Source organism: Candidatus Poribacteria bacterium (genome assembly GCA_009839745.1).
Classification (GTDB): domain Bacteria; phylum Poribacteria; class WGA-4E; order WGA-4E; family WGA-3G; genus WGA-3G.
In genome coordinates this window covers 1-25,414 of sequence record VXPE01000040.1, presented here as the reverse complement: position 1 = coordinate 25,414, position 25,414 = coordinate 1, and the positions used below count along the sequence as shown (strand labels likewise).

23 protein-coding genes, 1 pseudogene and 1 CRISPR repeat array are annotated in these 25,414 nt (G+C 45.9%); of the genes and pseudogenes, 17 read left to right on the top strand and 7 right to left on the bottom strand.

Features of this window, described 5'->3' with window-relative positions; all coding sequences use genetic code 11:
- Positions 1–206 precede the first annotated feature (206 nt).
- The 3 genes from F4X88_06110 (at position 207) to F4X88_06100 (ending at position 3,039) form a co-directional block, all read left to right on the top strand.
- On the top strand, positions 207–779 hold the full coding sequence (locus tag F4X88_06110; GenBank protein ID MYA55848.1) for a phosphatidate cytidylyltransferase: 573 nt from the start codon (positions 207–209) through the stop codon (positions 777–779).
- A gap of 187 nt (positions 780–966) precedes the next feature.
- Positions 967–2,091 (top strand): ABC transporter ATP-binding protein, encoded by a 1,125-nt coding sequence (locus F4X88_06105; protein MYA55847.1) that lies wholly within the window; start codon positions 967–969, stop codon positions 2,089–2,091.
- 147 nt (positions 2,092–2,238) lie between these two features.
- Entirely contained in the window at positions 2,239–3,039 is an 801-nt protein-coding gene (locus F4X88_06100) for an HAD family phosphatase (GenBank protein ID MYA55846.1), read from the top strand.
- 59 nt (positions 3,040–3,098) lie between these two features.
- On the opposite strand, the gene minE is transcribed toward F4X88_06100, so the two are convergent.
- From minE to larA, 4 genes are all read right to left on the bottom strand, one after another.
- On the bottom strand, positions 3,099–3,371 hold the full coding sequence (minE, locus tag F4X88_06095) for a cell division topological specificity factor MinE (GenBank protein ID MYA55845.1): 273 nt from the start codon (positions 3,369–3,371) through the stop codon (positions 3,099–3,101).
- Between the two features lie 122 nt (positions 3,372–3,493).
- The gene (minD, locus tag F4X88_06090) at positions 3,494–4,285 is read right to left on the bottom strand and encodes a septum site-determining protein MinD (protein MYA55844.1); all 792 of its coding nucleotides are present in this window, start codon (positions 4,283–4,285) and stop codon (positions 3,494–3,496) included.
- Positions 4,286–4,303: 18 nt separating this feature from the next.
- The gene (locus F4X88_06085; protein MYA55843.1) at positions 4,304–4,975 is read right to left on the bottom strand and encodes a hypothetical protein; all 672 of its coding nucleotides are present in this window, start codon (positions 4,973–4,975) and stop codon (positions 4,304–4,306) included.
- 20 nt (positions 4,976–4,995) lie between these two features.
- A complete protein-coding gene (gene larA, locus F4X88_06080) occupies positions 4,996–6,282 on the bottom strand; it encodes a nickel-dependent lactate racemase (protein MYA55842.1) in 1,287 nt (428 codons plus the stop codon).
- Between the two features lie 285 nt (positions 6,283–6,567).
- Here larA and F4X88_06075 point away from each other — a divergent pair, with 285 nt between their 5' ends.
- Positions 6,568–6,969 (top strand): hypothetical protein, encoded by a 402-nt coding sequence (locus F4X88_06075; protein ID MYA55841.1) that lies wholly within the window; start codon positions 6,568–6,570, stop codon positions 6,967–6,969.
- A 271-nt stretch (positions 6,970–7,240) separates the two neighbouring features.
- Here F4X88_06075 and F4X88_06070 read toward each other — a convergent pair whose 3' ends face one another.
- From F4X88_06070 to F4X88_06060, 3 genes are all read right to left on the bottom strand, one after another.
- Positions 7,241–8,641: an NTP transferase domain-containing protein gene (locus F4X88_06070; GenBank protein MYA55840.1), complete on the bottom strand. Its 1,401-nt coding sequence runs from the start codon at positions 8,639–8,641 to the stop codon at positions 7,241–7,243.
- 140 nt (positions 8,642–8,781) lie between these two features.
- The gene (gene bioD, locus F4X88_06065; protein ID MYA55839.1) at positions 8,782–9,474 is read right to left on the bottom strand and encodes a dethiobiotin synthase; all 693 of its coding nucleotides are present in this window, start codon (positions 9,472–9,474) and stop codon (positions 8,782–8,784) included.
- Between the two features lie 8 nt (positions 9,475–9,482).
- Complete coding sequence (locus F4X88_06060) at positions 9,483–9,758, bottom strand: hypothetical protein (protein ID MYA55838.1); 276 nt, start codon at positions 9,756–9,758, stop codon at positions 9,483–9,485.
- A gap of 339 nt (positions 9,759–10,097) precedes the next feature.
- Here F4X88_06060 and F4X88_06055 point away from each other — a divergent pair.
- From F4X88_06055 to F4X88_05995, 13 genes and pseudogenes are all read left to right on the top strand, one after another.
- Positions 10,098–10,214, top strand: a pseudogene (locus F4X88_06055) (GxxExxY protein).
- A 121-nt stretch (positions 10,215–10,335) separates the two neighbouring features.
- A complete protein-coding gene (locus F4X88_06050; protein ID MYA55837.1) occupies positions 10,336–11,058 on the top strand; it encodes a hypothetical protein in 723 nt (240 codons plus the stop codon).
- Positions 11,059–11,256: 198 nt separating this feature from the next.
- The gene (locus tag F4X88_06045; protein MYA55836.1) at positions 11,257–11,457 is read left to right on the top strand and encodes a hypothetical protein; all 201 of its coding nucleotides are present in this window, start codon (positions 11,257–11,259) and stop codon (positions 11,455–11,457) included.
- A 465-nt stretch (positions 11,458–11,922) separates the two neighbouring features.
- A complete protein-coding gene (locus F4X88_06040; protein MYA55835.1) occupies positions 11,923–13,446 on the top strand; it encodes a hypothetical protein in 1,524 nt (507 codons plus the stop codon).
- A gap of 22 nt (positions 13,447–13,468) precedes the next feature.
- Positions 13,469–14,002: a hypothetical protein gene (locus F4X88_06035; protein MYA55834.1), complete on the top strand. Its 534-nt coding sequence runs from the start codon at positions 13,469–13,471 to the stop codon at positions 14,000–14,002.
- Positions 13,983–14,765 carry a hypothetical protein gene (locus tag F4X88_06030; GenBank protein ID MYA55833.1) on the top strand — a complete coding sequence of 261 codons (783 nt, stop codon included), beginning with the start codon at positions 13,983–13,985 and terminating at the stop codon, positions 14,763–14,765. Before F4X88_06035 ends, F4X88_06030 begins: the two co-directional genes overlap by 20 nt.
- Entirely contained in the window at positions 14,758–15,540 is a 783-nt protein-coding gene (locus F4X88_06025) for a hypothetical protein (GenBank protein ID MYA55832.1), read from the top strand. The genes F4X88_06030 and F4X88_06025 overlap by 8 nt, the downstream gene beginning before the upstream one ends.
- The gene (gene cas3 / locus F4X88_06020) at positions 15,501–17,420 is read left to right on the top strand and encodes a CRISPR-associated helicase Cas3' (protein MYA55831.1); all 1,920 of its coding nucleotides are present in this window, start codon (positions 15,501–15,503) and stop codon (positions 17,418–17,420) included. Before F4X88_06025 ends, cas3 begins: the two co-directional genes overlap by 40 nt.
- A gap of 15 nt (positions 17,421–17,435) precedes the next feature.
- A complete protein-coding gene (cas6, locus tag F4X88_06015) occupies positions 17,436–18,266 on the top strand; it encodes a CRISPR-associated endoribonuclease Cas6 (GenBank protein ID MYA55830.1) in 831 nt (276 codons plus the stop codon).
- A gap of 15 nt (positions 18,267–18,281) precedes the next feature.
- Positions 18,282–19,919 carry a CRISPR-associated endonuclease Cas1 gene (gene cas1 / locus F4X88_06010; protein ID MYA55829.1) on the top strand — a complete coding sequence of 546 codons (1,638 nt, stop codon included), beginning with the start codon at positions 18,282–18,284 and terminating at the stop codon, positions 19,917–19,919.
- Positions 19,920–20,049: 130 nt separating this feature from the next.
- Positions 20,050–20,322 carry a CRISPR-associated endonuclease Cas2 gene (gene cas2 / locus F4X88_06005; GenBank protein MYA55828.1) on the top strand — a complete coding sequence of 91 codons (273 nt, stop codon included), beginning with the start codon at positions 20,050–20,052 and terminating at the stop codon, positions 20,320–20,322.
- 429 nt (positions 20,323–20,751) lie between these two features.
- Positions 20,752–24,320: direct repeats of the CRISPR family, unit length 37 nt; unit sequence CTTGAAAAGATAAGACTCTCGATTACGAGATTGAAAC.
- Positions 24,321–24,333: 13 nt separating this feature from the next.
- Positions 24,334–24,816: a hypothetical protein gene (locus tag F4X88_06000; protein ID MYA55827.1), complete on the top strand. Its 483-nt coding sequence runs from the start codon at positions 24,334–24,336 to the stop codon at positions 24,814–24,816.
- Positions 24,817–24,851: 35 nt separating this feature from the next.
- Positions 24,852–25,379 carry a hypothetical protein gene (locus tag F4X88_05995; GenBank protein ID MYA55826.1) on the top strand — a complete coding sequence of 176 codons (528 nt, stop codon included), beginning with the start codon at positions 24,852–24,854 and terminating at the stop codon, positions 25,377–25,379.
- Positions 25,380–25,414: the final 35 nt, after the last annotated feature.

Sequence of the window (25,414 nt, the reverse complement as noted above, 5' to 3'; positions counted from 1 at the left end):
CTGCTTTTCTGCTTTTCTGCATCTTAATTCTTAAAATTGTCCAAACTTTAGTAATGGTAAAGAAATTGTAATCTTCAAATGCAACAAAAATGTGTAATTTTTTTGTTAAAAAAAAGAAAAACGCTTTCTATTTTCACTTGATATTTTCGCCTATAAATCCTATAATAATTAAGCAGACGTTATTCGTGTTGTATGGAAGGTAGAAAATGTTAGCCGAGCTGTTTCGGAAAAGTATCCATTTATCAGGACTTATCCTACCGGTTATCTATCTGTTTTTAGATCGGCAGACGATGTTAATCCTCATCGGAGTGCCGGCGGGATTGGCACTTACTGTAGAATTGATGAAATGGCTCTCCCCGAGTTTCGGTGAGTTCTTTTTCAAAATGTTTGCTTTCCTGCTCCGCACGCACGAGCGCAAAGGCGCGGTGACAGGCGCGACCTACTATCTCATCAGTGCTTTCTTGTGTATTTTCTTTTTCGCCAAGACGCTTGCGATCGTTTGCATTTTCTTTATGATATTGGGAGATTTGGCAGCTGCCCTGGTCGGGAAAATGTGGGGCAAGACGAAACTGCTGGGCAAAAAGAGTTTAGAGGGCAGTGCCGCCTGTTTCGTTGTTTGTGCTTTGATTGCTTTAGTGACGTTGAATCCTATTATAGGCATCATTGGTGCCTTCGTTGCGACACTGGTGGAGCTCCTTCCCTTCCCGATCGACGACAACCTCACGGTGCCCCTCGTTTCAGGCGCGGTGATGCACTTTCTGATGCAGAGTTTTTTCTAACGAGATAAAAATCCAAAGTTTGTAGCACGCAGAAACACGCAGAAACACGCAGAAATACGCAGAAATACGCAGAAATGCCCAAGCAAAGACCCCTATCAAAAACCCCAAGCAAAAACACGCGTGCGGAACCGACAAAAAAGAGTCTTTAGCGAAAACTGTCGTATCGCGCGCAAGCAAAGTTTAAAATATGGCGCACATTAAGCTTGAGAATATTGTAAAACGCTACGGTGATGTCGTAGCCGTCAAGGATTTCAATCTGGAAGTTCAGGACAAAGAGTTCGTTGTTTTTCTGGGCCCCTCAGGCTGTGGCAAAACTACAACGCTCCGTCTCATCGCAGGTTTAGAAAACCCTGAAGAAGGCGATATCTTCATTGATGGGCAGCGTGTCAACGATCTCTCCCCCGCCGACCGCGACATCGCCTTTGTCTTTCAATTCTATGCCCTCTACCCACATCTGAGCGTCTACGATAACATCGCTTTTCCCCTCAAAGCCGTGAAGCTCTCGAAATCGGAGATTGATGCCCAAGTGAAGCGGGTGGCAGGAATCTTGCAGATATCCGATATACTCCATCGAAAGCCGAGTGTCCTCAGCGGTGGCGAGATGCAACGCGTCGCGCTCGGGCGCGCCATGGTGCGTCAACCGAAGGTGTATCTCCTTGATGAACCCATGGCGAATTTAGACGCGAAGATTCGCGTTGACACCCGCGCCGAAATTAAACGACTCCAACACGAAATCGGGGCAACGACCCTCTTTGTAACACACGATCAGGTCGAAGCCATGTCTCTCGCCGATAGGATTGCTGTTATCCACCAAGGGGTATTGCAGCAAATTGGCACACCGCATGAAATCTACAACAAGCCGGAAAGCCTCTTTGTGGCGGGATTTATGGGAATGCCCACTATGAATCTCCTTGATGCGGAAACTACCGTGCGGGAGGGGGAATCCCTACTCCGGTTGTGTCACACCGATGTCTATTTTCGCCTCTCTCCGGAACGACAAGCAAATACGACTTCAGGTGCGGTAGAAAACGGGTTGGTGTTCGGCATTCGTCCGGAACATATCACAGCGGTGGGTCAGTCGGCGGGAGAAACGATTCCTGCTGATGTGCATCTCGTTGAACCGCTCGGTCCCGTCAATATTCTTGACATCCGTCTCGGCACACATTCAGAGACCCAAGAACCTATTCTCCTTCGGGTCAGGACGCATCCGACGTTTCAGGTTACGGCTGGGGACACCGTCTGGTTAAATTTTGACGAAGCAGAGATGCATCTCTTTGACCGAGAAACCGAGCAAGCCGTCTGGGGAAAGTAGCGGTCAGCCATCAGCAGTTTTATAGACATAGCACCCCTGAATCAACGTCAGAATGCGCGTGTGGCATTCTACGGGGGTGAGGATACGAATTAACCAAAAACCTGCCTGAAACGAAATGGAAGGCAGTCCAGGAGCAATAAATTAAAAATGAAAATACCGTGTCGTTTAGCGGCTTTTGACTTGGATGGGACACTCCTCAACAGCGAACATGCAGTATCACCAAAAAACCGGGACGCGCTTCGGGAACTCGCCGCAAAAGACATTCTTGTGGTGTTAATTTCTGGGAGGATGCACCGGTCTATCAAACCGATCAGCGATCAGATCGGACTGGAAAACCCGATTATCTCTTACAATGGCGGGATGGTCCAACACGCGACGACGGGTGAGGTGTATCATCATACACCTGTTCCAGCCGACTACGCGATGGCGGTCGTTGGTGACTGCGTTGCGCAGAATTTGCATCTCAACTTCTGTTTGAATGACGAACTTTACGTCGCTGAACGCAACGCATGGAGCAACCTCTACGAAGCGCGAACAGGCGTTCCGGCGACACCTGTCGGCGACCTACGTGAATTAGCCGGAGAAACCCCCACAAAGTTACTCATCATCCATACACCCGAAAAATTAAAACCGCTTTTAGACACTTTTCAGACCAATTATGCGGAGAAGCTTTACGTCACGCAGACCCAGGCGGAATATATTGAATTTATGAATCCGGAAGTCGCTAAGGGACGCGCACTTACAGCCCTCGCCAATCGGTTTAGCATTCCGATGGAGACAGTTGTTGCTTTCGGTGATAGTTACAATGATGAAAGTTTACTCAAGACAGCGGGGTTCGGCATAGCAATGGCAAACGCAGTGCCACCGATCCGTGCATGTGCCGATCATATTACGACGACCAATGACGATGACGGAGTCGCAAAAGCGATTTGGGAATTGATTCTCTAAAGCGTTGGAGTATGTTCCCTCAAGTTTGCTCTCCAGTCGGGTGACTCCTTTGCTGGCGATCATTGTCTTGCATTGACGTCATGAAACTTTTTGTAAGGAATATCCGCAACGAGTACGTAAGAGTTTCCTTCCTGTTTCAAGGACATCGAAACGGAGTTAACGGAAAATTCAAAATACTTTGCCAGAACTTCTGCTAACTCATGATGTAATCTTGTCATAAAGCGGTCATCTACATCAAGCCTATCTTGTGTAATGACAAGTTTTAGGCGCTGCTTGGCAATGCTACTCGACTTCGGTTTGCGCCCGAACAATTGTCTTAGATTGATATTCATCAAGTTTGCGGTTTGGAAACCCACTCTTTTAAGATTGGGAAGAAACCGCCCTCCTTTTTTGCCTTAAAAATGAATGTTGAATATCTTATACGCTTGCTTGGAGTTTATGATAGAAAGACGCTTTATCTATTTCTGAACCAATTGACGATATTGGTAAGCAAGCCTTTCTGCTCTAAGTCAGGTATCGGGATTCGTTGTCCAGTGAGCCGGCGTGCAATGCGCATATAAGCTTGGGAACCGGGGGAAGCGTCTTCGTATACTAAAGGAATCCCGCGATTCGTAGAAGTAATCACACCCGTGTCTTCAGGAACAATACCGATCAGGTCGATGTTAAGGATATCCAAGACATCTTCTTGGTCCATCATGCTACCGTTCCCCACGAGTTCCGGGGAGAAGCGATTTAGCACAAGGTTGATCGGTTCGATACCGGCATGTTGCAACAACCCGATAATCCGGTCGGCATCCCGAATCGCAGATACGTCCGGTGTCGTGACGACGATGGCTTCATCTGCGCCTGCGGAAGCGTTGCTGAAACCCCGCTCAATCCCTGCGGGCGAGTCAATCAACACGAAATCGTGTTCTGACCGTAACTTGTCACAAATCGTTTTCATCTGTTCTGGTTGGATGTCGTCCTTGTTGTTTTTCTGGGACGCTGCCAGTAACGTGAGTCCATCGACGCGTCGGTCTTTCACAAGAGCTTTACTGAGTTCGCATTGCTTTTCGATAACATCCATTGAAGTGTAGACAATCCGACTCTCAAGTCCCATGACGATATCGAGGTTCCGAAGCCCGACATCTGCATCGACAACCACGACGGTTTTACCAAGCAAGGCGAGTGCTGTTCCTAAATTGGCAGTAGAGGTGGTTTTCCCGACGCCTCCTTTTCCTGACGTTACGACGATTACTTTTCCCATAACCCGAAACCTCCTGTATTAAAACTTAACAAATTTCTCAATGATAATAACATCTTCTACCCCGACGCGCGCGATTTCTGGATACCCTCGGGGTTTTTGGTTCATAGGTCTGCGATTTATAAAGCTCCCAATTTGGAGTTGGACAGGCACTAACTCCATGGCGATAATTACAGCCGAGGGTCTATTATTTAAACCTGCGTGTGCGTTCCCGCGTAACGCGCCAAGCACGACAATATCGCCGCCCGCTCGGACTTCCCCACCCGAATTGACATCGCCGTAGATAACGAGACTCCCTTGTGGGAAATCTTCTATCTGCCCTGAGCGAATCGTATACGGTATAATCCTTGAAGGATCGGTATCTCGCGTCTGCTGCGGGACTGTTCTTTGTGGAAGGGCGTGCGTCGTGGGTGCCGCAGCGATAGGGGGCGGGACTTGCTCATCAACAGTTTCAATACCCCGGACCTGCAGATTGTAAGTCTCCTGAAGTTTAGATTTTAAATACGCCATTTCCTCCGGTTTCAAGGTAGGCCCCTTCAGATCAATCTGCACGGATGCCCCTCCTAAAGGTTGATTCATCCGAGAGATTTCCTGTTCAATCGCCTCTTCAACTTCTGTAATTGACAGATGGGGCCTGATAATCAGGTGTAAGCCATCTCTATATGCTCTGAGCGCTACATTGGAGTTTGCCATTTTTCTATCTTCTTTAAGACTTAAGCTTGCTGCTTTTTTACCAGCTGCGCCAAAACGTAGGGTCCCTCAGGAATTACTGCAATTTGAGCATCTGCGCCGTATCGGGTAAGGAGTTCATCAATACCTGCCTGCGCGCTTTTCAAAGGATGCACGAACAACTTTACACGTTGATGATACGGAATGCCATCCGTGTAGAAATAGATATCTGCTTTCCGCGCGACCTTTGCTAACTCTTCTAACTGCCACTGATCGATGACAAAGTTTGCTGGATTGTAAAGCCCTTGCACGAATGCGGTTAAATCATCGGTCTTGAAAATCAGGTCTGTAAACGGCTTGCTACCGATCCCTTCACTGCATGCCGCGACGAGCAGGATACTTCCGCCCTGCTTGACAATCTCAACGGCGGTTAGCAAGCCTTTGATCGCTTGATAGAACGTCGCATCTAAAGGGTACCCTGCGCTGGAAACAACAACGGCATCTGCTGCGGTGGGTAACGTAACCTTGGCGTGCTTCTCGACAAACCCCGCACCGACACGGTGGGACGCAACCATGTCGCCTGCGAAAATACCCGTGATCTGGCGGTGCTTATCAATGGCAACGTTCAGGTTAAAGTCAGCACCAGCCATCAGCGCAATTTCTGTCGCTTCTGTATGGAACGGATTCCCATCCAAAATACCCACAGCCGATTTTGGATGCTCCATCAGTTCGGGACCGTGCATCACCCGCATTGTCTCGATGGAGGCGATGCCTGGACAGATAGCCTTTCGACCGCCAGAGTAACCCGCCATCAAGTGCGGTTCAATCAGACCGGTGATAATTTTCAGATCCGCTTCAAGATAGGTTTTGTCAATATAAATAGGGGTTCCGTTCTCTGTTGTGCCTAAATAGGTGTGTGTCTCTATTTTCTGCGAAAAATGGTTGACGATACGGTATCTCTCCATAATCTCGCGTCCAACCATCGTTTCGAGTTCTTCTGCGTTATTCGGGCGGTGGATACCTGTCGCAATGAGGATCGTTATTTTCTCGCTTGGGATGCCCCTCTGTTCGAGTGTTTCGAGGATTGGCGGGAGGATCACTTTATTCGGCACGGGTCGAGTTATGTCGGAGATAACAATACATGCTGACTCGCGCCCTTTTGCGAGTTCAGCCAAAGGAGGCGAGGCAATAGGTTGAGCGAGTGCCTCGCGGACGGCACTATCTTCATCTGGCAGCGGAACGCTTTCCGAGATTTCAAGAACCCCCGCTACATTTTTGTCGGGAATCTCAATCGGTAGTGTTCCGGTCCCATATTTCATTTCGACTCGCATGGTGGAATATCCCTTCAGATTGGCTAAATTGGGTGCGAATACTGGTACGCCGATCGCTCATTGGAAAAACTAACCCCTGTCTATATTATAACGTTTTTTCAGAAAAAAAGCAAATTTATTTTTGAGCTTTGTTATGGTTGTCGTAATTTGCGGCGTATGTGCAATTTTTGCGCAATTTTTGACAGGAACAACGCTTGACTTTTTTGAGGCGATATGTTAAAATCTATGGATAACGTGAGTTCGGCTTATGGTGCCTGATCAACATAAATGGAGATTTCAAGATAAATGGAACGGAGTGAGACTGACATGCATCGCATTGAAGTTACCACCAAACCCAACGGTGCGGGACGGAATTGGTTGGAAGTTGGACATTTTGAAACGGATACACTGGGTCGCAAACAGTGGATTAAAAAGAATGTGCCGCATCAGGAATCGAAGTTAACCGTTGATAGGCAATACTCGCCCCGCGGTGAAACGATTGATTGGATCGTTATTATTCCCGAGAACTATCCGTTCACACTCGTCAAAGTTAACTACGACCGACTCAATCCCAAGGAACTTGAAGTGCTCTGGGACCCGGAGGGTGCCGCACACTCCGAGACTGCCCGTGAAGACAAAATTAAGCGCATCTTTGAACTCGCCGCTGGTAATGATGAACTCACCGAGTTGCTAAAGGAGCTCCTCTGAGCAGATCAATAGTTTTGAAGTTGAGAAGTGTGCGAAAGTAAAAAGAAGTTTGCGAGTGTGCTAAAGTTGTAAAGTCTGTAAAGTTTAAAAAGGCAATTGGAACTTCCAAAGTGCTGATGCAACTTCGCAACTTTAGAACACTTTACAGATTTTAGAACACTTTACAACTTTCTACCAGACACGTAGCCTGCAACAACCGCGCAGGCGGGTCTACGGAGAGGCACTTTATTTATTAAACCTACCTAATCGACCCGCAAGGAAAAATTAAAAATCACCAGCCGTATCGCTCGGGTCCCCACGGTTTCGATACCAATTCCTGTTTCGCCATGATCATCGTTTTACTCGGGACATCCTCGTATAGGATGACACCGGGACCTACGACACTATAAGATCCGATACGTCTCCCCGGCATGAGAATCGCATTCACACCCGTCCGACAGTAGTCTCCCATATAGGTCGCGTTTGCACCGTAAGGCGGAACCTCGTAACGGCCTTCCACCCGCATTGGTGTGTCCCCATCATCGAATCGGAGGGTTCCACATACCGTTGCTGCACCGATATCGGTCGCGCATCCGAAAAGACCCGACATCTCACAGTAGTGATAGAGATAGACCTTATCGAACAGCACCCCCGACATCTCAGCCCCGTGACCGATAATACACCGATTTCCAATGACAGTGCTACCGACATCGCAGTAATCGCTAATCCTGCACTGATCCCCGACGAAAATATTTCCGTGTAGGATCGCACCGTTTGTGATGTTATTGTTCGCACCTGCGATGAGCGTCCCATTGATAACGACACGCGGTCCAATGACGGAGTTTTTCCCAAGCACGACGTGTCCATTAATTTCAGCGGCATCTGAAATTTTCGCACCCGCCGCGATGCAGTCTTCTGTAACCTGTGCAGCGAGATAATCCACCAACCGGTTGTTCGCCTCCAGCACGTGCCACGGCTTATCGACATCCACAAGAAATCCCTCTGTCTGAACTGCCAACACCTCTCTATCGTCGTCAATCATGAGTTGCATGGATTGTGCGATTTCGGATTCCGGGGGTGGCATGCCACCGACAGGCACCCGTGTAACAATGCCGGGATTCCTTAACAGGTAAGGGACTGCTGTCGGGGTGAAGGCGTAGACCCCACAGAGCCGATGTGAACCCCCGCGCGGGTGTCCCTCAATACCGGTAAGTCTTGTGCTGCTTTTGCCTTCTGTCTCCTTTGTGGCGATACTGCCACAGAGCCAGTCGCTCGCGTCTTCGTTATCAAGCCGTTGCACCAATGCCGCCGCTTCCACAGTGTGGGTACAAAATTCGCTAATGACGTTGCGGAAGGTGTCGGGTGTGGTTACAATATCCCCGTAAACCGCGAGGAAGGGTTCATCTTCGACATGCGCTAATGCACTCAACACAGCACTCGCAGTGCCGTCGATGGGGTATTGTGTAACGAAAACAACGTTGGGTATATCGGCGAGTACCCCGCGCACTTGTTGCGCGTAGTGTCCCACGACGACAACGATCCGTTCGCATCCGACTTCAAGCAAATTCTCTACGACCCGTCGAACAATGGGGGTATTGGCGACAGGGAGTGTGCATTTCTGTCGAAATTCCCCGTAGGGCCACACCTTACGTCCGAGTCCTGCAGCGAGTACAATCGCCGTTTTTATCTTCATATTTCTCCATATTGAAAGTATTGCCAATTTTACTAAAGTTTGGACAATTCGTGTTTCGTATTGTATATTTTTCCGCGAGTTTCAGACGCTCATGGAACTGTAAAAAAGCACCAATCCGACACGCCAGCGGAGTGTCATGTCTATAGGATTCCTAATTTTCGCCATGCGATATGTTGATTCATAAAGTCTGCTAAAAACGCTGGATCGGGCTGAGCGGTATCCAATCGTTTCTCATAAGGGACAACGCCAATCACGGGAATATCTGTCAATTTCTCGATTTCAACGGGGTTTGTGGCTTCGGCGAGTCCTGCTGCCTCACGGATGTGCCTGTTCAGAACGATACCGGCGATCTGGAGTCCGAACCGCTGCGCGAACGCCACAGTCAGGAGTGTATGGTTCAATGTTCCCAGACCTGCCGCTGCGACAATGAGGATCGGCAATCGCAACTGGTGGATGAGATGCGCCACGAGGCAGTCGTCTCGGAGTGGGACGGCGATGCCGCCGACACCTTCCACTATCACGAAGTCGTATTTCTGTTGAAGTGCTGCGAAGGCGGTTTTAATACATGAAAGATCAATCTCTCTGTTTTCGATTCTCGCCGCCACGGACGGTGCCAACGGGTGTCGGAGGTAAATCGGGTTAATCGCGGCGAGTTCATCGTCGACGTGTGCCGCATGCTTAAGGAATTGCGCGTCAGCGGTATCGCCTGAGGCGATCGGTTTCATCACCCCGACGTTTGTCCCGGCGTGTTTGAGCGCAGCTGCCAACCCTCCTGCGATGACCGTCTTCCCGATTTCTGTCCCTGTGCCTGTAATAAAGATGCCGTGTGCCATGCTGTTTCTTATTCTGATTGTTCCAGTTCGATACTCAACATAAAATCGACAAAGGCTTCTGGATCTTGGCGGCAGTTTTCAAAGAAACGGTTCATATATTCATAGACGATCCGTGTGAGTCGCTGCTGCGCGAAAATACCTTTCTTAGGATTGTCCAGTAAACCTTCCATGGTCTTGATCTCGTTCAACAACCTTTGTCCAGAACCCGGATCAAGTTTAAGGAGCTGCGTTACTTTACTGTGTTTGAGAAATTCTTTATCAATCAGTTTTATGCTTGTAGACATAGGAACCTCCTTTGTCAGGTATGTCAATATACTAACATTTTTAAGAAAGGAAAGGAATAAAAAAAGGGATGGATGTTTTGATTTTTTCTTTGAATCTGTTATAATCTTAACGCATTCAGGAATAATCAGGACTTACGCAAAATTACGGAATTCCACCAACTACCACATAGTAGGATGCGGTTAGGAGGGAAATACCCTATCAAAAACACCGCACCTACCGGGGAATTGCATAAGTCCAAAATAATTTTATAGTAAAACCCGAAAATATCTGCACACCCGTCGGTAGGTGCGGTTTGCAACCGCACCGAGTCTTGTGTAAAAGTAATTACGGAATCTACTATAAATTATTTGCGGGCGTACCGATTGGAAGTTGCCTTATTAATCAATTTCGGTGAGAAAAGTTTAAAATATAAGAGACTGATTCTATCACAACGCAATACTGCGGCTCGTCCTTGAAAATGTATTGATGTGCCATTGTCAGCATCGCGGATGATGGGTTATCCGCGATGAGGTGTAATTGTCAGAATCGCGGATTTACGCGGATTATACGGATTACGCGGATTGTGGGTCGTGTTCTATGAGGTGCGATAGTAAAGGTTATTTTTTCGAGGGGTTTATCCCAGAACGAAGAAGTGAATTTGATATGGGGATCACGCCATGGGTATATCTGTCTGAATATAAAGAAAGCGGCGTGGAGTGGGTTGGAGAGATACCAAAGTATTGGGAAGTGAAGCGGTTAAAATATGTTGCAGACTTAAATATGGGGCAATCACCACCTTCGGAAGAATACAACAGTGATCAGATAGGAACACCTTTTCTTCAAGGCAACGCCGAGTTTGGGTTGCATCATCCGACCCCTAAAATTTATTGTCCAACAGCAAAGAAATACGCGAGACCCGGTGATATTTTACTGTCAGTTCGTGCCCCTGTAGGAGCAATCAACATCGTAGATCAGGGATATGGGATCGGTCGTGGACTGTGTGCAATACGCTCGCGAATCAATCAACTTGAACGCCACTATGCTAAATATTTGCTTGAGGTAGTTCGTACCGAGTTACATGTTGTTGCAACTGGAAGTACTTACGACGCTGTTGCAGTAGATGATATTTCTAATCTCACTTGCGTTGTGCCACCACTTTCTGAACAAGCACAAATCGCTGACCTCCTTGACCACAAAACCCAGCGGATTGACGACCTGATAGCAACAGAACAGCGAAAGATTGAGCTCCTCAAAGAATACCGTCAATCCCTCATCTTCGAAGCCGTGACAGGTAAGATAGATGTCCGAAACGAGGTGTAGACCCGTGCCAACGTATACAGAGACAGATTTCGGAGACCGAAAAATTATGTTGCGGCTACTGTTCGGGGTATTGACTTAGCGGTTACCAATTTGCAGGCTTCTAATTCTCTTGTGTCGGTTTATATTGATGGTCTGGTCAGGACTCAATATAAGGAGTACCAACGTAGATTACGGGGACTTGGATGTCAAGTTGAAAAGGTGCGAGGTGGAAAGGATGAGAACGAACCGCTCATCCGGTTAGCAGATGCAGTGGCTGGTGCTACAAGGGATTTGTTAGAATACGAGGACAGTGAACTTAAAGAACTTTTCTCACTCGCGATAAAACGTGAAATTCTGGTTGGGTGGAGGAATCCTATTTTCCCTGAACTCCCGGGGCCCCGCCCCACGGTGTCCATGTAATATAGGGCAGAACACAGCGGTCCCGCCCTATAGGACAAACTACAGAAAACCACCTTAGTGAAAGATGGGCAACCTATCCTACTGACCCAACAGCAGGCAGCTCGGCATACGCAACAGTTTTCGGCTGCGATTTTACTTCTGGTTCTCTACTTGTGTTTTAAACTATGGGTCATCCGGCAGAAAACCACCTTAGTGAAAGATGGGCAACCTATCCTACTGACCGGTCAATAGGCAGCTCAGCATACGTAATAGTTTTCGGCTGCTACTTTACTTCTGCAAGTGAAATTATTTAATAAAGTATACCCGATTTCGCGTAAAAAGTCAATAAATTTTCGCAATTTCTGATTTTTTTTCAAAAAAGGACCTATTTTCTTGATTTTTATGTCGAATTTTTTGAAATTGGTGTAAAACGCAAATTTTATATGTTATAATTAAGGCAAGTGGAAGTCAAAAGGAGGAAAACAAATGATTGACCTTGCACAGCATGGGATTAAAATCTTAGCATCTCACTTTGCCGCGACAAACCTGAGTGACTCTGCAAGGGTCTTTGAAACATTCGTTCATCGCATGCACCGTGAGCGGAAGTATGATCGACTTAAACAGTGGTGGAACGATATGGATGCTTTGCGAGTAATCCGAACTGCGGAACATCATATACAGCGTCTGGTATCGGAAGCGAAGTTACCTCCAGATCCGGTTCAAAAACTCTCTATAAGTGAAAACGGGCGTATCCAGTTCATGGGAAAACCTATTGGTGAAATTTATAGTTATTACCGTACTGTCCTTCCGCAAGAAATGCAGATTAAGATAGCGTATGATAGTTTGGTTCAACGGTTTTGGAAATTTTTACAGCGGGAAAAATGTGCGATTTGCCTCTCTGAGAATGATTTGGCGATTCAAATCTTTATTCCACGAACTGACCTAAGCCCTGAATTTGACCTTGAGTCTGAATGGAATATATTTATCAAATTCGCTTATTCAAGTAATGAACTCTATAAGTCTTTTACACTCTTTATTAATCACATTAAAATTGCACAAACTGATCGTTCTGGTGCTGGTGTAGGGTACGTCCGCTTCCCACCTGCTACAAGAGATATGGCCTATTGCTTAGCAGCTTTTTATTTTGCAACTCTTGAAAATCAAGTTTTGTTTGATAAAACTTACAATGATAACAGTAAAGCTGTTCAAAGGGCTCATTTGAAAGTAGAGGAATACAAAGACGGGTTGAGTCAACCTACACTCTCCTCACAGAAGCGGAATTTGAATGAAAAAAAACTTGATGAATGGCAAACCAAATTATCTATAGCAAAGGAAATATTTGAAGGTGTTAAACAAACCAATCAAATAGAACTTAAGCGGAACTTATCTGAATTGCAAGAGGAAATTGGTGAAAAGGATTTTGCGCGTATCCAAAGACTTTCTCGCCAGTTTCATGGAGCAGCAAGATGGCAATTTGGCCCAAGTGTCAAACCTAAGTCAAAAAACGGGAATATTGAAGGGACTATAATTGATATTCTTAACGAACCTCTTGCTCCACCAACTTGCCCGTTGGTATCCATCAATCAAATTCTAGGATTCATAGAGCGCAGGGCTGGTGATATGAAGGGTGCCAATTTCTGCTACAGTTGTGGTAAACTTTTTTCCAAGGAAGATCGAAAGTATAAAGCCAATCGTTTTGTTCTTAAAGATCCATCCCAACGCCCCCAATCGGGTGGAGGTGAGACTAGCCCGAATATTTGTGGTGATTGCATGACGGTTGCCTTTGCTTGTCCTCTTAAACTCACAAGTGGAGCGATTGTTGTACAGCTCGCACCACATGACCAGACAGATGAGTCTTTTTCTATTGAAAATCATCTGAGAATGTTGACCCTTGGAGAGTTAAATTTGGTTGCAGGACGCTATCTTTTGATTAATTGCCGAGAGTTTGTAGGTAGTGGTAACAGCCGCGCATTGATATGCAACGACCCTTATTGGCCGGCTCACCCATAGCGGCGGTGTCGCTATTCAAGCGATGGGACCTGAAGAGAAGCAACGTGCGATGCACCCGTCGATGATACGAAAAGCCCCCGAGGCCGATCCGACACCGACTCCCTTCAAACGGGAATACAATCAACCGGGGCTTCTCTATCCCGTCTATAACCACTGCTTGAGTATAACAGAGAGCGAATTTTCGACTGTAGCTTATGCATTCATGAGCGCATTAGCACGGTTAGGGGCAGGTAATCCGAAAGGCATTAAAATCTACGATGCACCTCATTTGACGAAAGAGGATGCTGAAGAACCATGGATCGTCGTTGACCGGTATCTTGCCCCGCTTGGCAAACGTCCTGTGATTTCACCGGCTATTATAGATATTAAAACAGCGAAAAAACAGTTTACAAATGCTGTCTTTTCGATTGCGGGGAGCCTACGAGAACCTGCTGGTGAGTTGACGCACGGAAGTTTCCATCGCTACATCGGGGATACTGCCATTGCCAAATTATCGGAGTATCTGCTTAGGTTTGAGGAGGAGGAACTCAATGTGGATGCTGGAACTGATAATTAAACCGACATCAGGATTGACGTTTCGACGAATGCCCTCGTCGATCCTACATATCAGTACGTACCCTTTTCTACCACCGACAACGATGTCAGGCTTTTTACGTCGCCTCAAGCTGTTGGAGACTGGATATCTCCCAGAAACTGCAGTTAAAGATCCGAATTACTATACCTTGCCTTCCCAACTCTGCCCATTGGGTGCGTATCCAGTAAACGGAAAATTTTCGGTACACACTACAAGGCGGCAAGGACCTAAGGCGTTTAATCACAATGCTTTTTCAAAACTCCTGCGTTATAGGTTAAAAAATGATAAAAGAAACTACCAACTCCATACGTGGGAATACCTTTTCGTAGAACAACTCATTGGCTACGTGGTTTCGGAAGACGTTGAACTTCTGAGCCAATTGAAGACGGTTGAAAACTTTGGGTGCAAAATCGGCAAGGAAGGATACGCTTTTGTAGAGGAGATTTGCGGACCGACTGAACTCAGTCTAAAACAGATAGAAGCAGAACCTGACACGCTTCTGCCCGGAACAGCACTTGTTGGACAACCTTGCGAGGCGTTTCCCATGTATCGTTATGCTTGGAGAGTTGGAGCATCTGAACGCACAAATCTTGAAAATCCTGAACCGAGCTCTATTAACGGGTTTGTTCCATTTGTTGCGGGACAGATTCACGGCACGATTAAATTGGAATACTACACGAATGGGATCGTTCATCTCCCGAAGCCTTTCATTGATGAGCTGCTGAAAGGAGCAACAAGTGACTAATGCAATAGATACTGTTAAGGTGGGTCGAGTTTTCTTTGAACCTGATAGCGGACCTGATGTAGAAAAGGTGACTGTCCTTACATTGGGCAGCCACGTTGGGAATGTGGTAGAGTTAGTTAACCAATTTGACCCTAAATACTTCAGAATTGATTGCAGTAAAACCCGCGATTGGTTGATACGCGCCGCCGAAAAACATGATGATGCAAAGCCGGAAACCTTTCGCGTAACCTATCGAAGTTGGAAGGAAAACGGGCGAAAATCTCTCGGTTATTCCTTTGCCGGACACCGTTTTAGAGTTTCTGATGACAATCGCTATGTTGAACTGCTCATTCGGCTGCATCATGAATTTTCTGTTGAAGGTATCGTCAAAGCACAAGCGGAACTTGCCGGTAAGACGGAGTTTTCTGATGCAGCAGCTAACAATTTTCCAATAGACCTATACATCTTGGAGATGTGCGACCAGATTGAAGCGGAACTTGAGACCTACGCTTTCACAGGTGAGGTCCAACCACGCGTCTTTATGGATTTTCACTCGCGCTGTGAGAATGGAAAGAATGTTGAAGTTAGTCCTTATCCGTTTGGTGAGGAAGAAATCCGTTTATCCCTTGTGTATTATGAATTCGATGTGTGCCAAGAGTACCGCTGTCAAATATATGAGGCACTTGCAGGGAACAATCGGAAAAAAGGGGTTGACTTTCTCCGTAAAATGATTGTCAATGCAAACAACAAAGTGGAATGCCAACGCAAGGAGATGATTTTATGCAAAGCGCAATAGAGGCGTATCAAAATCTTGCAAAATTCGAGCCAAATCCGATGCAAGAAGAACTTTTCTCTCACATTGCAAACGAAGATATGAATCCTGCACTTCTGCTCAAAGCACCCACCGGCAGTGGAAAAACAGAGGCTGTGCTAATTCCGAGTCTTAAAGCTGAGCGAAGACTTTTTCTCATTTTTCCTTCACGAAGTCTTGTTGATGATCAGATTAGTCGGTGTGAGAAATACCTCCGGCAAGCCTCAGGAAAGTCAGATAGATCTTATGCCCTTGTTGTTGACACGGGTGTCGAATCCGTACGCACTGTCTTTAAGGGTGGCAAAGAATTGGAAAAAGGGAAACGTCACCTCTATGATGGGGATGTTATCCTGACAACGTTTGACAAATTTTTATACCGCTTTTTTGGATTCGGCGAGCCTAAGAAGTCTTATATCTATCCGTTCCGAATCCATCATAGTGGTGAACGCGAGAATCTTTTCTGTTTTGACGAAGTACACGCTTACGACCAAGTTGCGTTTGTCAATTTTGAACGCCTCATCAAAGCACTTTATAAAGCCAATTTGGATGTCGTCGTTATGACTGCGACTATGCCTGATACATACCAAAAAGAGCTAAATTTCTTAGACACTGTTGATTACATTACAGGCGACAATAAATTGAAATTAGAGTGTTGGCAGAATCGAATACCGGAAAGGCGACATCCAAATAAAGCGATTGAGCATATTGCTGCAAAGCCGAAAAAAGTTCGGGACGAGATCTGTGCCTATATATCTAAACAGTACGAACCAGATAAGCGAACTATTATCACCATTGAAACCATCGAAGATCTCGTACCGGTTTACCGGTCCATGAAAGAACGGAACCGCGGAGAAAACATTTTCCTTTACCACGGACGACTCACTGATCGCAAACGGAAAAAGGTTTATGGTAAACTAAAGGCGCGTGAAAATAATGATGAGGGTTATCTCCTTTTCACAACAAGCGCGATTGAGGTAGGATGCGATCTTGACGCACATCTACTTATCACAGAGTTATGCAACCCCGATTCCCTTATCCAACGTGCAGGCCGGTGCAACCGCAAAGGGAAGGTTCCTAATGCTAAAATCGTTGTTGTAGGCGACAAGATACGTCCGTTCCTTTCTGATATTTCTGAAGAAGAGGAGAAAGAGTACCTTAACGTATTGCGAATGCAGCAGAACGGTAGATTTGTTCCGAATGAAATTTTTGACCTTATGAAATACGAACCACATTCGGACTATAGGGCAGAAGTGCTTTTCGATATGCTATATGAGTATCTCTACGAAGCCCGACTGGAGAACAAACCTTTGCACGATAGAGGCCTTGTGATTACGCGAAGTTTTGAACCTTCAATCACGCTTACAACTAAGATCCCGGACGAATCTAACCATCGCCCAGAAAACGCTGTGGGGGTCTCTGTTAGGAATTGTATCGCTTGGAGTGACAAAGGTAGAAATGAGTCTGTGAACCCCGATTTTAAGGTTTACCAGCGATTTTACGATGAACAGCGTGAGGAATTTAAGTTTAAGCCGCTTGATTGGAGTGAAAGCATCTATTTTAAAGAACTCTTTATTGAGGTCCCCGAACCTTACTTTTGTCAGGAGTTAGGCTATGTTAAACCGCCCAAGGTTTTTGAAAACCGCGGGACTAGCGGGTACCGACGAAATTTTGTTTATCACACAACTGAAGATGGTAAGTCTAAAGAAATCTGGCTGCATTATCTAAAAGATTTCGAGAAACCACAGTCAGAAGATGAAATACAGCTTCCACCACCAGAACAAGTTGATCCAGAATCTCAAAAACCTGAAAAATCTTTTGAACCTCCTCCACAAGGAGGTGAGCAATTGACTCTTTTGGAGTGTTGATTAAGGAGGAACTCCATGCCCATCAGCACACTCATCTCACTCATACCCGAAACCGATGTAACACTCCGACCCACCATGGGACACCACGCCCACGCTGCGTTCCTTTCTATCCTTAAGGAAAGCAACCCAGAGGTCGCAAAAGCCGTTCACGCGCCGGCGGCACAGAAACCCTTTACCGTTTCCCCGCTCATCGCGAAGGCTAAAAATCGTAATAACCGACTCTATATCAACGCAGGCACCGAGTGTAAACTCCGGCTCACGTTCCTTGATGATGAACTCTTTACACATTTCGGGAAAGCCTTCTTGACACTCGCAATGCCTCCGATCCGTTTGGGAGAGGCAGTCTTTCAGGTGAGACAGATGGTCTCGCACGCCACGGAGGAGCGGAGTTGGAGCAAAAGCGAAACCTACGCCGAACTCATCCAATCCGCAAAGATGGATACGAAAATGTCGCTCCGCTTCTACTCACCAACCGCCTTCCGCGGGATGACACCCCGCGGACAAAAGACCCGTAAAGAAGCAAACCTCGATCTCATCCGATGCTATCAGAGTTGGGTGAACAAGTGGAATGCCTTCTCGCCCATAAAACTCGACAGAGACGAAATCCTCACGTTCGTCCGAGAATATATTCAGTTGACGAGCGTCGCGACAGAGACGAAGAACCTCAACTTCGGAAGACATACCGAATTCGGATGGGTCGGCACATGTGCTTTTATTTTTTACCCCGAGCCTTCATTGGATGAGAACTTGCTCCGTGCAGCGAACTGTTTGGCAAACTTCGCTTTCTACTGCGGCACAGGCTACAAAACTACTATGGGAATGGGACAAACGCGCCGGATAGACTGAAAAGGAGCAGTTAGCATGTCTAAGACTTATATTCCACTCTCACAAATCAATACTTACGTCTTCTGTCCCCGGCGGTTCTACTACGAATCTATTGAGGGACATCAGGTCGTCAACGACCACGTCGAAGAAGGCAAAATCAAGCATGAAAACGTCCATACAGCCGTAACAGATCGGAAAAAGCGGGACAAGACGATCTCTCGACGACAGTATCTCGCGTCGGACACTTTGGGAGTCTCTGGATATACCGACCTCGTTGAAGAGAAAAACGGTATCCCGTATCCCGTTGAATTCAAGAAGGCAGGGATGGGGAACTGGCTGAACGATCAGGTTCAACTCTGTTTGCAAGGGCTGTTGCTGGAGGAGAAAACAGGGATTTCTATCCCACACGGTTACGTCTTCTACATCGGTTCTAAGCGACGGCGGAAGGTTCCATTTGACAAAGAACTCCGCGAGACGACACTCCGCTATGTGGCGGAGGCACGCGCACTCCTCGAATCCCGAAAAATTCCCAAACCGGTTCACGATAACCGCTGTAACGGCTGTAGCGTCCGTCCGATCTGTCTACCTGACGAGGTCGCTTACCTGCACGAATTGGACGACCGCCCCAAACGTATCAAGCCCGCGCTCGGTATTGATAATGTCCTATACGTCGATGAACAAGGATGTGCGATCAAAAAGACAGGCGAACGTATCCTGGTCGTGAGAGAGAACGAAATTCTCCGTGATGTTCCGTTGATTCATCTCGGACAAGTTGTCATCTCAGGCAACGTTAACCTGACGACACCCGCGATGCAGACGCTCTTGCATGCGGGAATCCCGGTTGTCTTTCTTTCTGCTTATGGACGCTACCATGGTGCCTTGACCCCGCAAGTATCCCGAAATTCGCTCTTACGGTCTGCACAACATAAGGTCGCAAATAATCCAGATGCGTGCCTTGAGTTATCGAAAGCATTTGTAGAAGGAAAAATGGCGAACATGCGGACGATGCTTCAACGTCGGAAATGGCAAGCACGAGATAACAAAAATCTCGTATTAGAGCCTTTATTAGCTAACATTAAAGCGATGCAAGCCATGGAAAAACGTATCTCTAAAGCGACAGAGCTGCCAGAATTGCTGGGCATAGAAGGCAACGCCTCCGCCGCATATTTCGGTGCATTCAACTTTATGCTCAAATCGGAGATGGGTTTTGATTTCCAACGACGAAGTCGCCGTCCCCCCGCGGACGCAACAAACGCGCTGTTGAGTTTCGCCTATTCATTGCTGACAGCAGATCTTATGTCCGCAATTCAGACAGTCGGGTTAGATCCTTACATCGGTTTCTTTCATCAGCTCAAATATGGTAAACCCTGCCTTGCCCTTGATGTGATGGAGGAATTCCGTCCCATTATTGCGGATTCCGTTGTGGTTACTCTCATCAACAACCGACGCATTAAACCCACGGATTTCACGCAATCCCACGGCGGATGGTATCTCAAGGACAGGTGTCGGAAAGTGTTCTACGCCGCTTATGAGACGCGAAAGAATGAGACAATTACGCACCCTATGTTTAAATATAAATTGACCTTTCGGCGTGCCATGGAACTGCAGGTGCGTCTTTTAGCGAAATATCTAACGGGTGAGATTGATCGGTATACACCATTGAAGATTCGCTAAGACCAAAACCTACAAACACGGGTGGAGGGTTGGAAGGTAGGGAAGGTGGGATAGGTGGAAAGCGTATGTTCCTTCCAATCTTCCGTCCTCTATGGACTTTGGGAGTGAGCGTTTAATGAGGAGTCGCTAAATGCATTACACAGTTGCTTACGATATTACAGATGACAAACGCCGGAACAGAGTCGCTAAAATCCTCAAAGACTTTGGCACTCGCATTCAATATAGCGTTTTTGAATGCAACACAGATCGCCGCGCCCTGCTGCGCTTGCAGAGCCGATTAGAGAAGGCGATTGATTCGCAAGAGGACACGATCACCTTCTACCATCTCTGTACGGCGTGTGAGAAGCAAATCGATCGGATAGGTTTAAAAAAAGGTCTTGACAAACAGTCATATATCGTCTAAAATTAACTATAGTTTGGACAATTTCAGTCAGGTTCATACCTTGTTTTCAAGGTATGTCTGATTTTTCTCGAGGGTTCTCACACATACCCAACTCCGAAAAAAATAAACTCGGAGGCCCCAAAGGATAGCCCCAGCGGGGCGAAATGTTTATAGAAACGCCATACCCCCCACCAGGCAAGCCCCAGCGGGGCGAAATGTGTATCCTTGAAAAAATTGTCCAAAGTTTAGCAAAATTAAGTGGTAAGATATTTCTATGAGCGGAAGGGGACCGAAAAATCCGGGACGCTCACAGAGAGGCGGTAACCCTTATGAGTCGTGCTTTCATGCTTTCAGCGGAATATTTCTGGGGCTTGTGTTTGCGGCGAAATATCTCGCTCATAGAAACAGTTATGATGGAGGCACGTCCAGTAAGGCTTCCGGCAGGGCGGACTTGAAAAGATAAGACTCTCGATTACGAGATTGAAACGGTGAAGCCTTCCTTCTCTCTCGGCAACTGGGTTCTCCCTTGAAAAGATAAGACTCTCGATTACGAGATTGAAACGATCATCAAACAGAACCAAACACGCACACCACTTCACTTGAAAAGATAAGACTCTCGATTACGAGATTGAAACAAACCAAAAGCCTTTGTATCGGGTACCCACGCATCATCTTGAAAAGATAAGACTCTCGATTACGAGATTGAAACAGGCTTTCCGATAAAACGACTGCTGACAAAGTGGGTGCTTGAAAAGATAAGACTCTCGATTACGAGATTGAAACAGCGCAAAACGCTTTTTCAGAAGCCGGAACGCTTTACTTGAAAAGATAAGACTCTCGATTACGAGATTGAAACTTGTAATAACGGGTTTCTCGCTTCACAGAGGATGGCATCCCACTTGAAAAGATAAGACTCTCGATTACGAGATTGAAACTGGTATGCCGCAGATGCCGTATTGGGGTGGCTATCTCCTTGAAAAGATAAGACTCTCGATTACGAGATTGAAACACAACGGCATCAACCCCCTTGTGATGGAAAAGTTTATACTTGAAAAGATAAGACTCTCGATTACGAGATTGAAACGGACGCTGCACGTGCAACCCCGAAGTGCGTCGCTGTGCAACTTGAAAAGATAAGACTCTCGATTACGAGATTGAAACCTTAAAGAGTAATTAGCACTTTCGCCAACCCACGCCACCCTTGAAAAGATAAGACTCTCGATTACGAGATTGAAACCAGGCAGAATATAGCGTCCCCAGCGGGATGCCTCAACTTGAAAAGATAAGACTCTCGATTACGAGATTGAAACCGCCCTACTCTGACAGGTTTCGGTTTACTTACCATTCACTTGAAAAGATAAGACTCTCGATTACGAGATTGAAACTTGGTATCGTTGAGGACATCCATCGCGTGAGCGAGTTAACTTGAAAAGATAAGACTCTCGATTACGAGATTGAAACCGTACTCCCTATATTTGATGCGATGGATAAGAAATTTAACTTGAAAAGATAAGACTCTCGATTACGAGATTGAAACAAGGCGAAATCATCTTCTCTGCACAGAACAACATCGCTTGAAAAGATAAGACTCTCGATTACGAGATTGAAACTAATAACGACACCGGCAATTTATGGTATTTAGTTCAGCCTTGAAAAGATAAGACTCTCGATTACGAGATTGAAACTCTATACGTCAGTATCCTTCCAATGACTCCACTTCGGATTATCTTGAAAAGATAAGACTCTCGATTACGAGATTGAAACTTGTGTTATGCTTGTTGTGGGTATCGTTGGGGTATCCTTGACTTGAAAAGATAAGACTCTCGATTACGAGATTGAAACCAATCACAAGGTTGTGTGTTTGCCTGTGGGGTGGGCGACTTGAAAAGATAAGACTCTCGATTACGAGATTGAAACTTAGAACCGAGGAGTGTGGAGGGGTTAAAAGCTTCCACTTGAAAAGATAAGACTCTCGATTACGAGATTGAAACAGCAGGTGATGTGAGTGCCCTGATTGATGCCATCATCAACTTGAAAAGATAAGACTCTCGATTACGAGATTGAAACGATGGTGCTTAGGGAGAGAGCTGCAGCAATAATATCACCTTGAAAAGATAAGACTCTCGATTACGAGATTGAAACGAATACCTTTCGCAGCGCCTGAAGGGTTGGGATCGTGACTTGAAAAGATAAGACTCTCGATTACGAGATTGAAACACTCCGAGATTGTGGGCCCCATCGAGTTCAAATGAGTCAAAACTTGAAAAGATAAGACTCTCGATTACGAGATTGAAACTCGTAATTAGGTCCACCGCCACAACGCCCGACCGCCACCCTTGAAAAGATAAGACTCTCGATTACGAGATTGAAACATCGGCATACCTTACACACGCGAGTGTGCAGGGGTGGGGCTTGAAAAGATAAGACTCTCGATTACGAGATTGAAACGAAGGTATTGTTGAAGCGTATATGATATACCCATCTACTTGAAAAGATAAGACTCTCGATTACGAGATTGAAACTAACAGGTATATGCAGCGTATACTTGGTGATTACCGATTTTCTTGAAAAGATAAGATTCTCGATTACGAGATTGAAACGTCAAAAAATACGGACGCGACGCTTTCGATGTTCAAACTTGAAAAGATAAGATTCTCGATTACGAGATTGAAACTTACGTGATTGCCCACTGGGGCGTGGCATTTCCAAGCCACTTGAAAAGATAAGATTCTCGATTACGAGATTGAAACAGACGCTTGGGCAGACGCGAACGCTCCTGAATCCGCTTGAAAAGATAAGATTCTCGATTACGAGATTGAAACACGGATGTAAAGCATGCCTGTTGTTTCGTCCCAATGGTGGTCTTGAAAAGATAAGATTCTCGATTACGAGATTGAAACGAGACTGTCAAAGGTTTAAATGGATTTTCGCAAGGGCACTTGAAAAGATAAGATTCTCGATTACGAGATTGAAACTAAGACGGGGCATTCCGCACCTGTCCGGTCCCGTACTTGAAAAGATAAGATTCTCGATTACGAGATTGAAACCTATGGACGCGGTGACAACACCCTGAACAAGATCCCTTGAAAAGATAAGATTCTCGATTACGAGATTGAAACATTTCGCCTGTTTCAGGATTCCTTATCCCAATATCAACTTGAAAAGATAAGATTCTCGATTACGAGATTGAAACTTTGAATCGTTGCCGACTGCAGAGAGTTTCCGTAACTTGAAAAGATAAGATTCTCGATTACGAGATTGAAACTGCATGCTTTATGGGAGCGTGCGTGTTTAGGCTTGAAGTCTTGAAAAGATAAGATTCTCGATTACGAGATTGAAACGTCGAGTCATCAATACCGGTACCCAATTCATTGAGCAACCTTGAAAAGATAAGATTCTCGATTACGAGATTGAAACTCGAGATACCTACGATGACGCTGCATCGAAGCGATGCTTGAAAAGATAAGACTCTCGATTACGAGATTGAAACTAGTCATCATCATGGTCGAACTCGTGTGCGTGTGCCTTCTTGAAAAGATAAGATTCTCGATTACGAGATTGAAACACAGGGTGCATCCCTTCAAAAGCGACTTGGTGACTGACTTGAAAAGATAAGATTCTCGATTACGAGATTGAAACATAGCGGAATTGGAAGCCACGGAAAACATCTATGTGACTTGAAAAGATAAGATTCTCGATTACGAGATTGAAACTACGCGCGCCGCGGGTTTGTGGTAAGGGAACGCGATTGAATGCACTTGAAAAGATAAGATTCTCGATTACGAGATTGAAACATGTATACATTTTATTTCTCTGTTGTTACGCGCGGGTCTTGAAAAGATAAGATTCTCGATTACGAGATTGAAACGCAGAGGAGGATTATTTCAGAATGTGGGTCGAATGCCGCCTTGAAAAGATAAGATTCTCGATTACGAGATTGAAACCCCCAAGATATGCTCGTTTTCACACATCCAGAGATAGCCTTGAAAAGATAAGATTCTCGATTACGAGATTGAAACTAATCCTGCTTTATTGGAAGCTGTAGATCTTGCAGAAGCGTTGGGTGTCAAGTACATCCGCATTGGCGGTGTTGTCTTTGAAGGTGAACGTGTGGACAACATAGAACTTAGTCTGACGGAGCACGAATATGTTGCTGCCCAACTTCAGCAGCTACAAGCAGCGAATCGACACATTAAAATCCATGATGCTTTTAGGACGCGTTCGCGTATGAAGTTCCCTCGATACAACGAAGGCGACACGTGCTACTACTCAAATCCTGCGACTGCGATTGGAGCCGACGGCAAAGTCTACGTCTGCTGCATTTGGAAGTATCGCCCAGAAGGTGTTATCGCTGATTTAAACCAAGAACGATTCGTGGATGCATGGCGCAACGGAGCGTTACAGAAGTTCTATAAGAATTTCAACATCGCTGAAAAGTGTACGCGCTGTTTCTTGAAAGAAAAAAACGATTTCATTCACTCGTTGGTTGAAGCGGAGCATATCAACTTTGTTTGAGGAGAAGCATATTCGATAGCAGGAAGGATATGATAATGAAAAGACTCATAACGATTGTTGCTATACTACACTGTGTTTTTATCCCAGCAGTCTTCCCGAACACATTACAGGTTGACGAAGAAGGCAATATTCTGGCGGAAACAGATCGCTACCTCGCTCGCTTTGAAAAAGGCGTTCTCGCCCACTTTCACAACAAACTCACACAGGAAACCTACACGTACGAGCATGGGGCGCAGGAAGACGAAAGATGGAGCGTCGGGGAAACACTTTTTAGAACAATAGACCGTCGCATCAATCATCTAATAGCCGTCGAAAAAATTTCACCTGTTCAGGTTAAGATAACTTATCAAGAACACGGCGGAACATATCATCTCTCTGTAGGAATCGATCCCAAAAATGATGATCTCCTCATTCAGCAAACCGGAATCGCAGAAAGTGGCGGAGCGCATGACGTAACCTGGGGTTTCAAAAACCTCTCGCATGCATCGGTAGATCTTATTCTTCCGGCGATGGGTGGTATTATTATCAATGAAGGTAATACGGAACGTGAGTTTGATAATTAATTTCTGAATTTTTTGAAGAAAGAGAACCCTTTTGG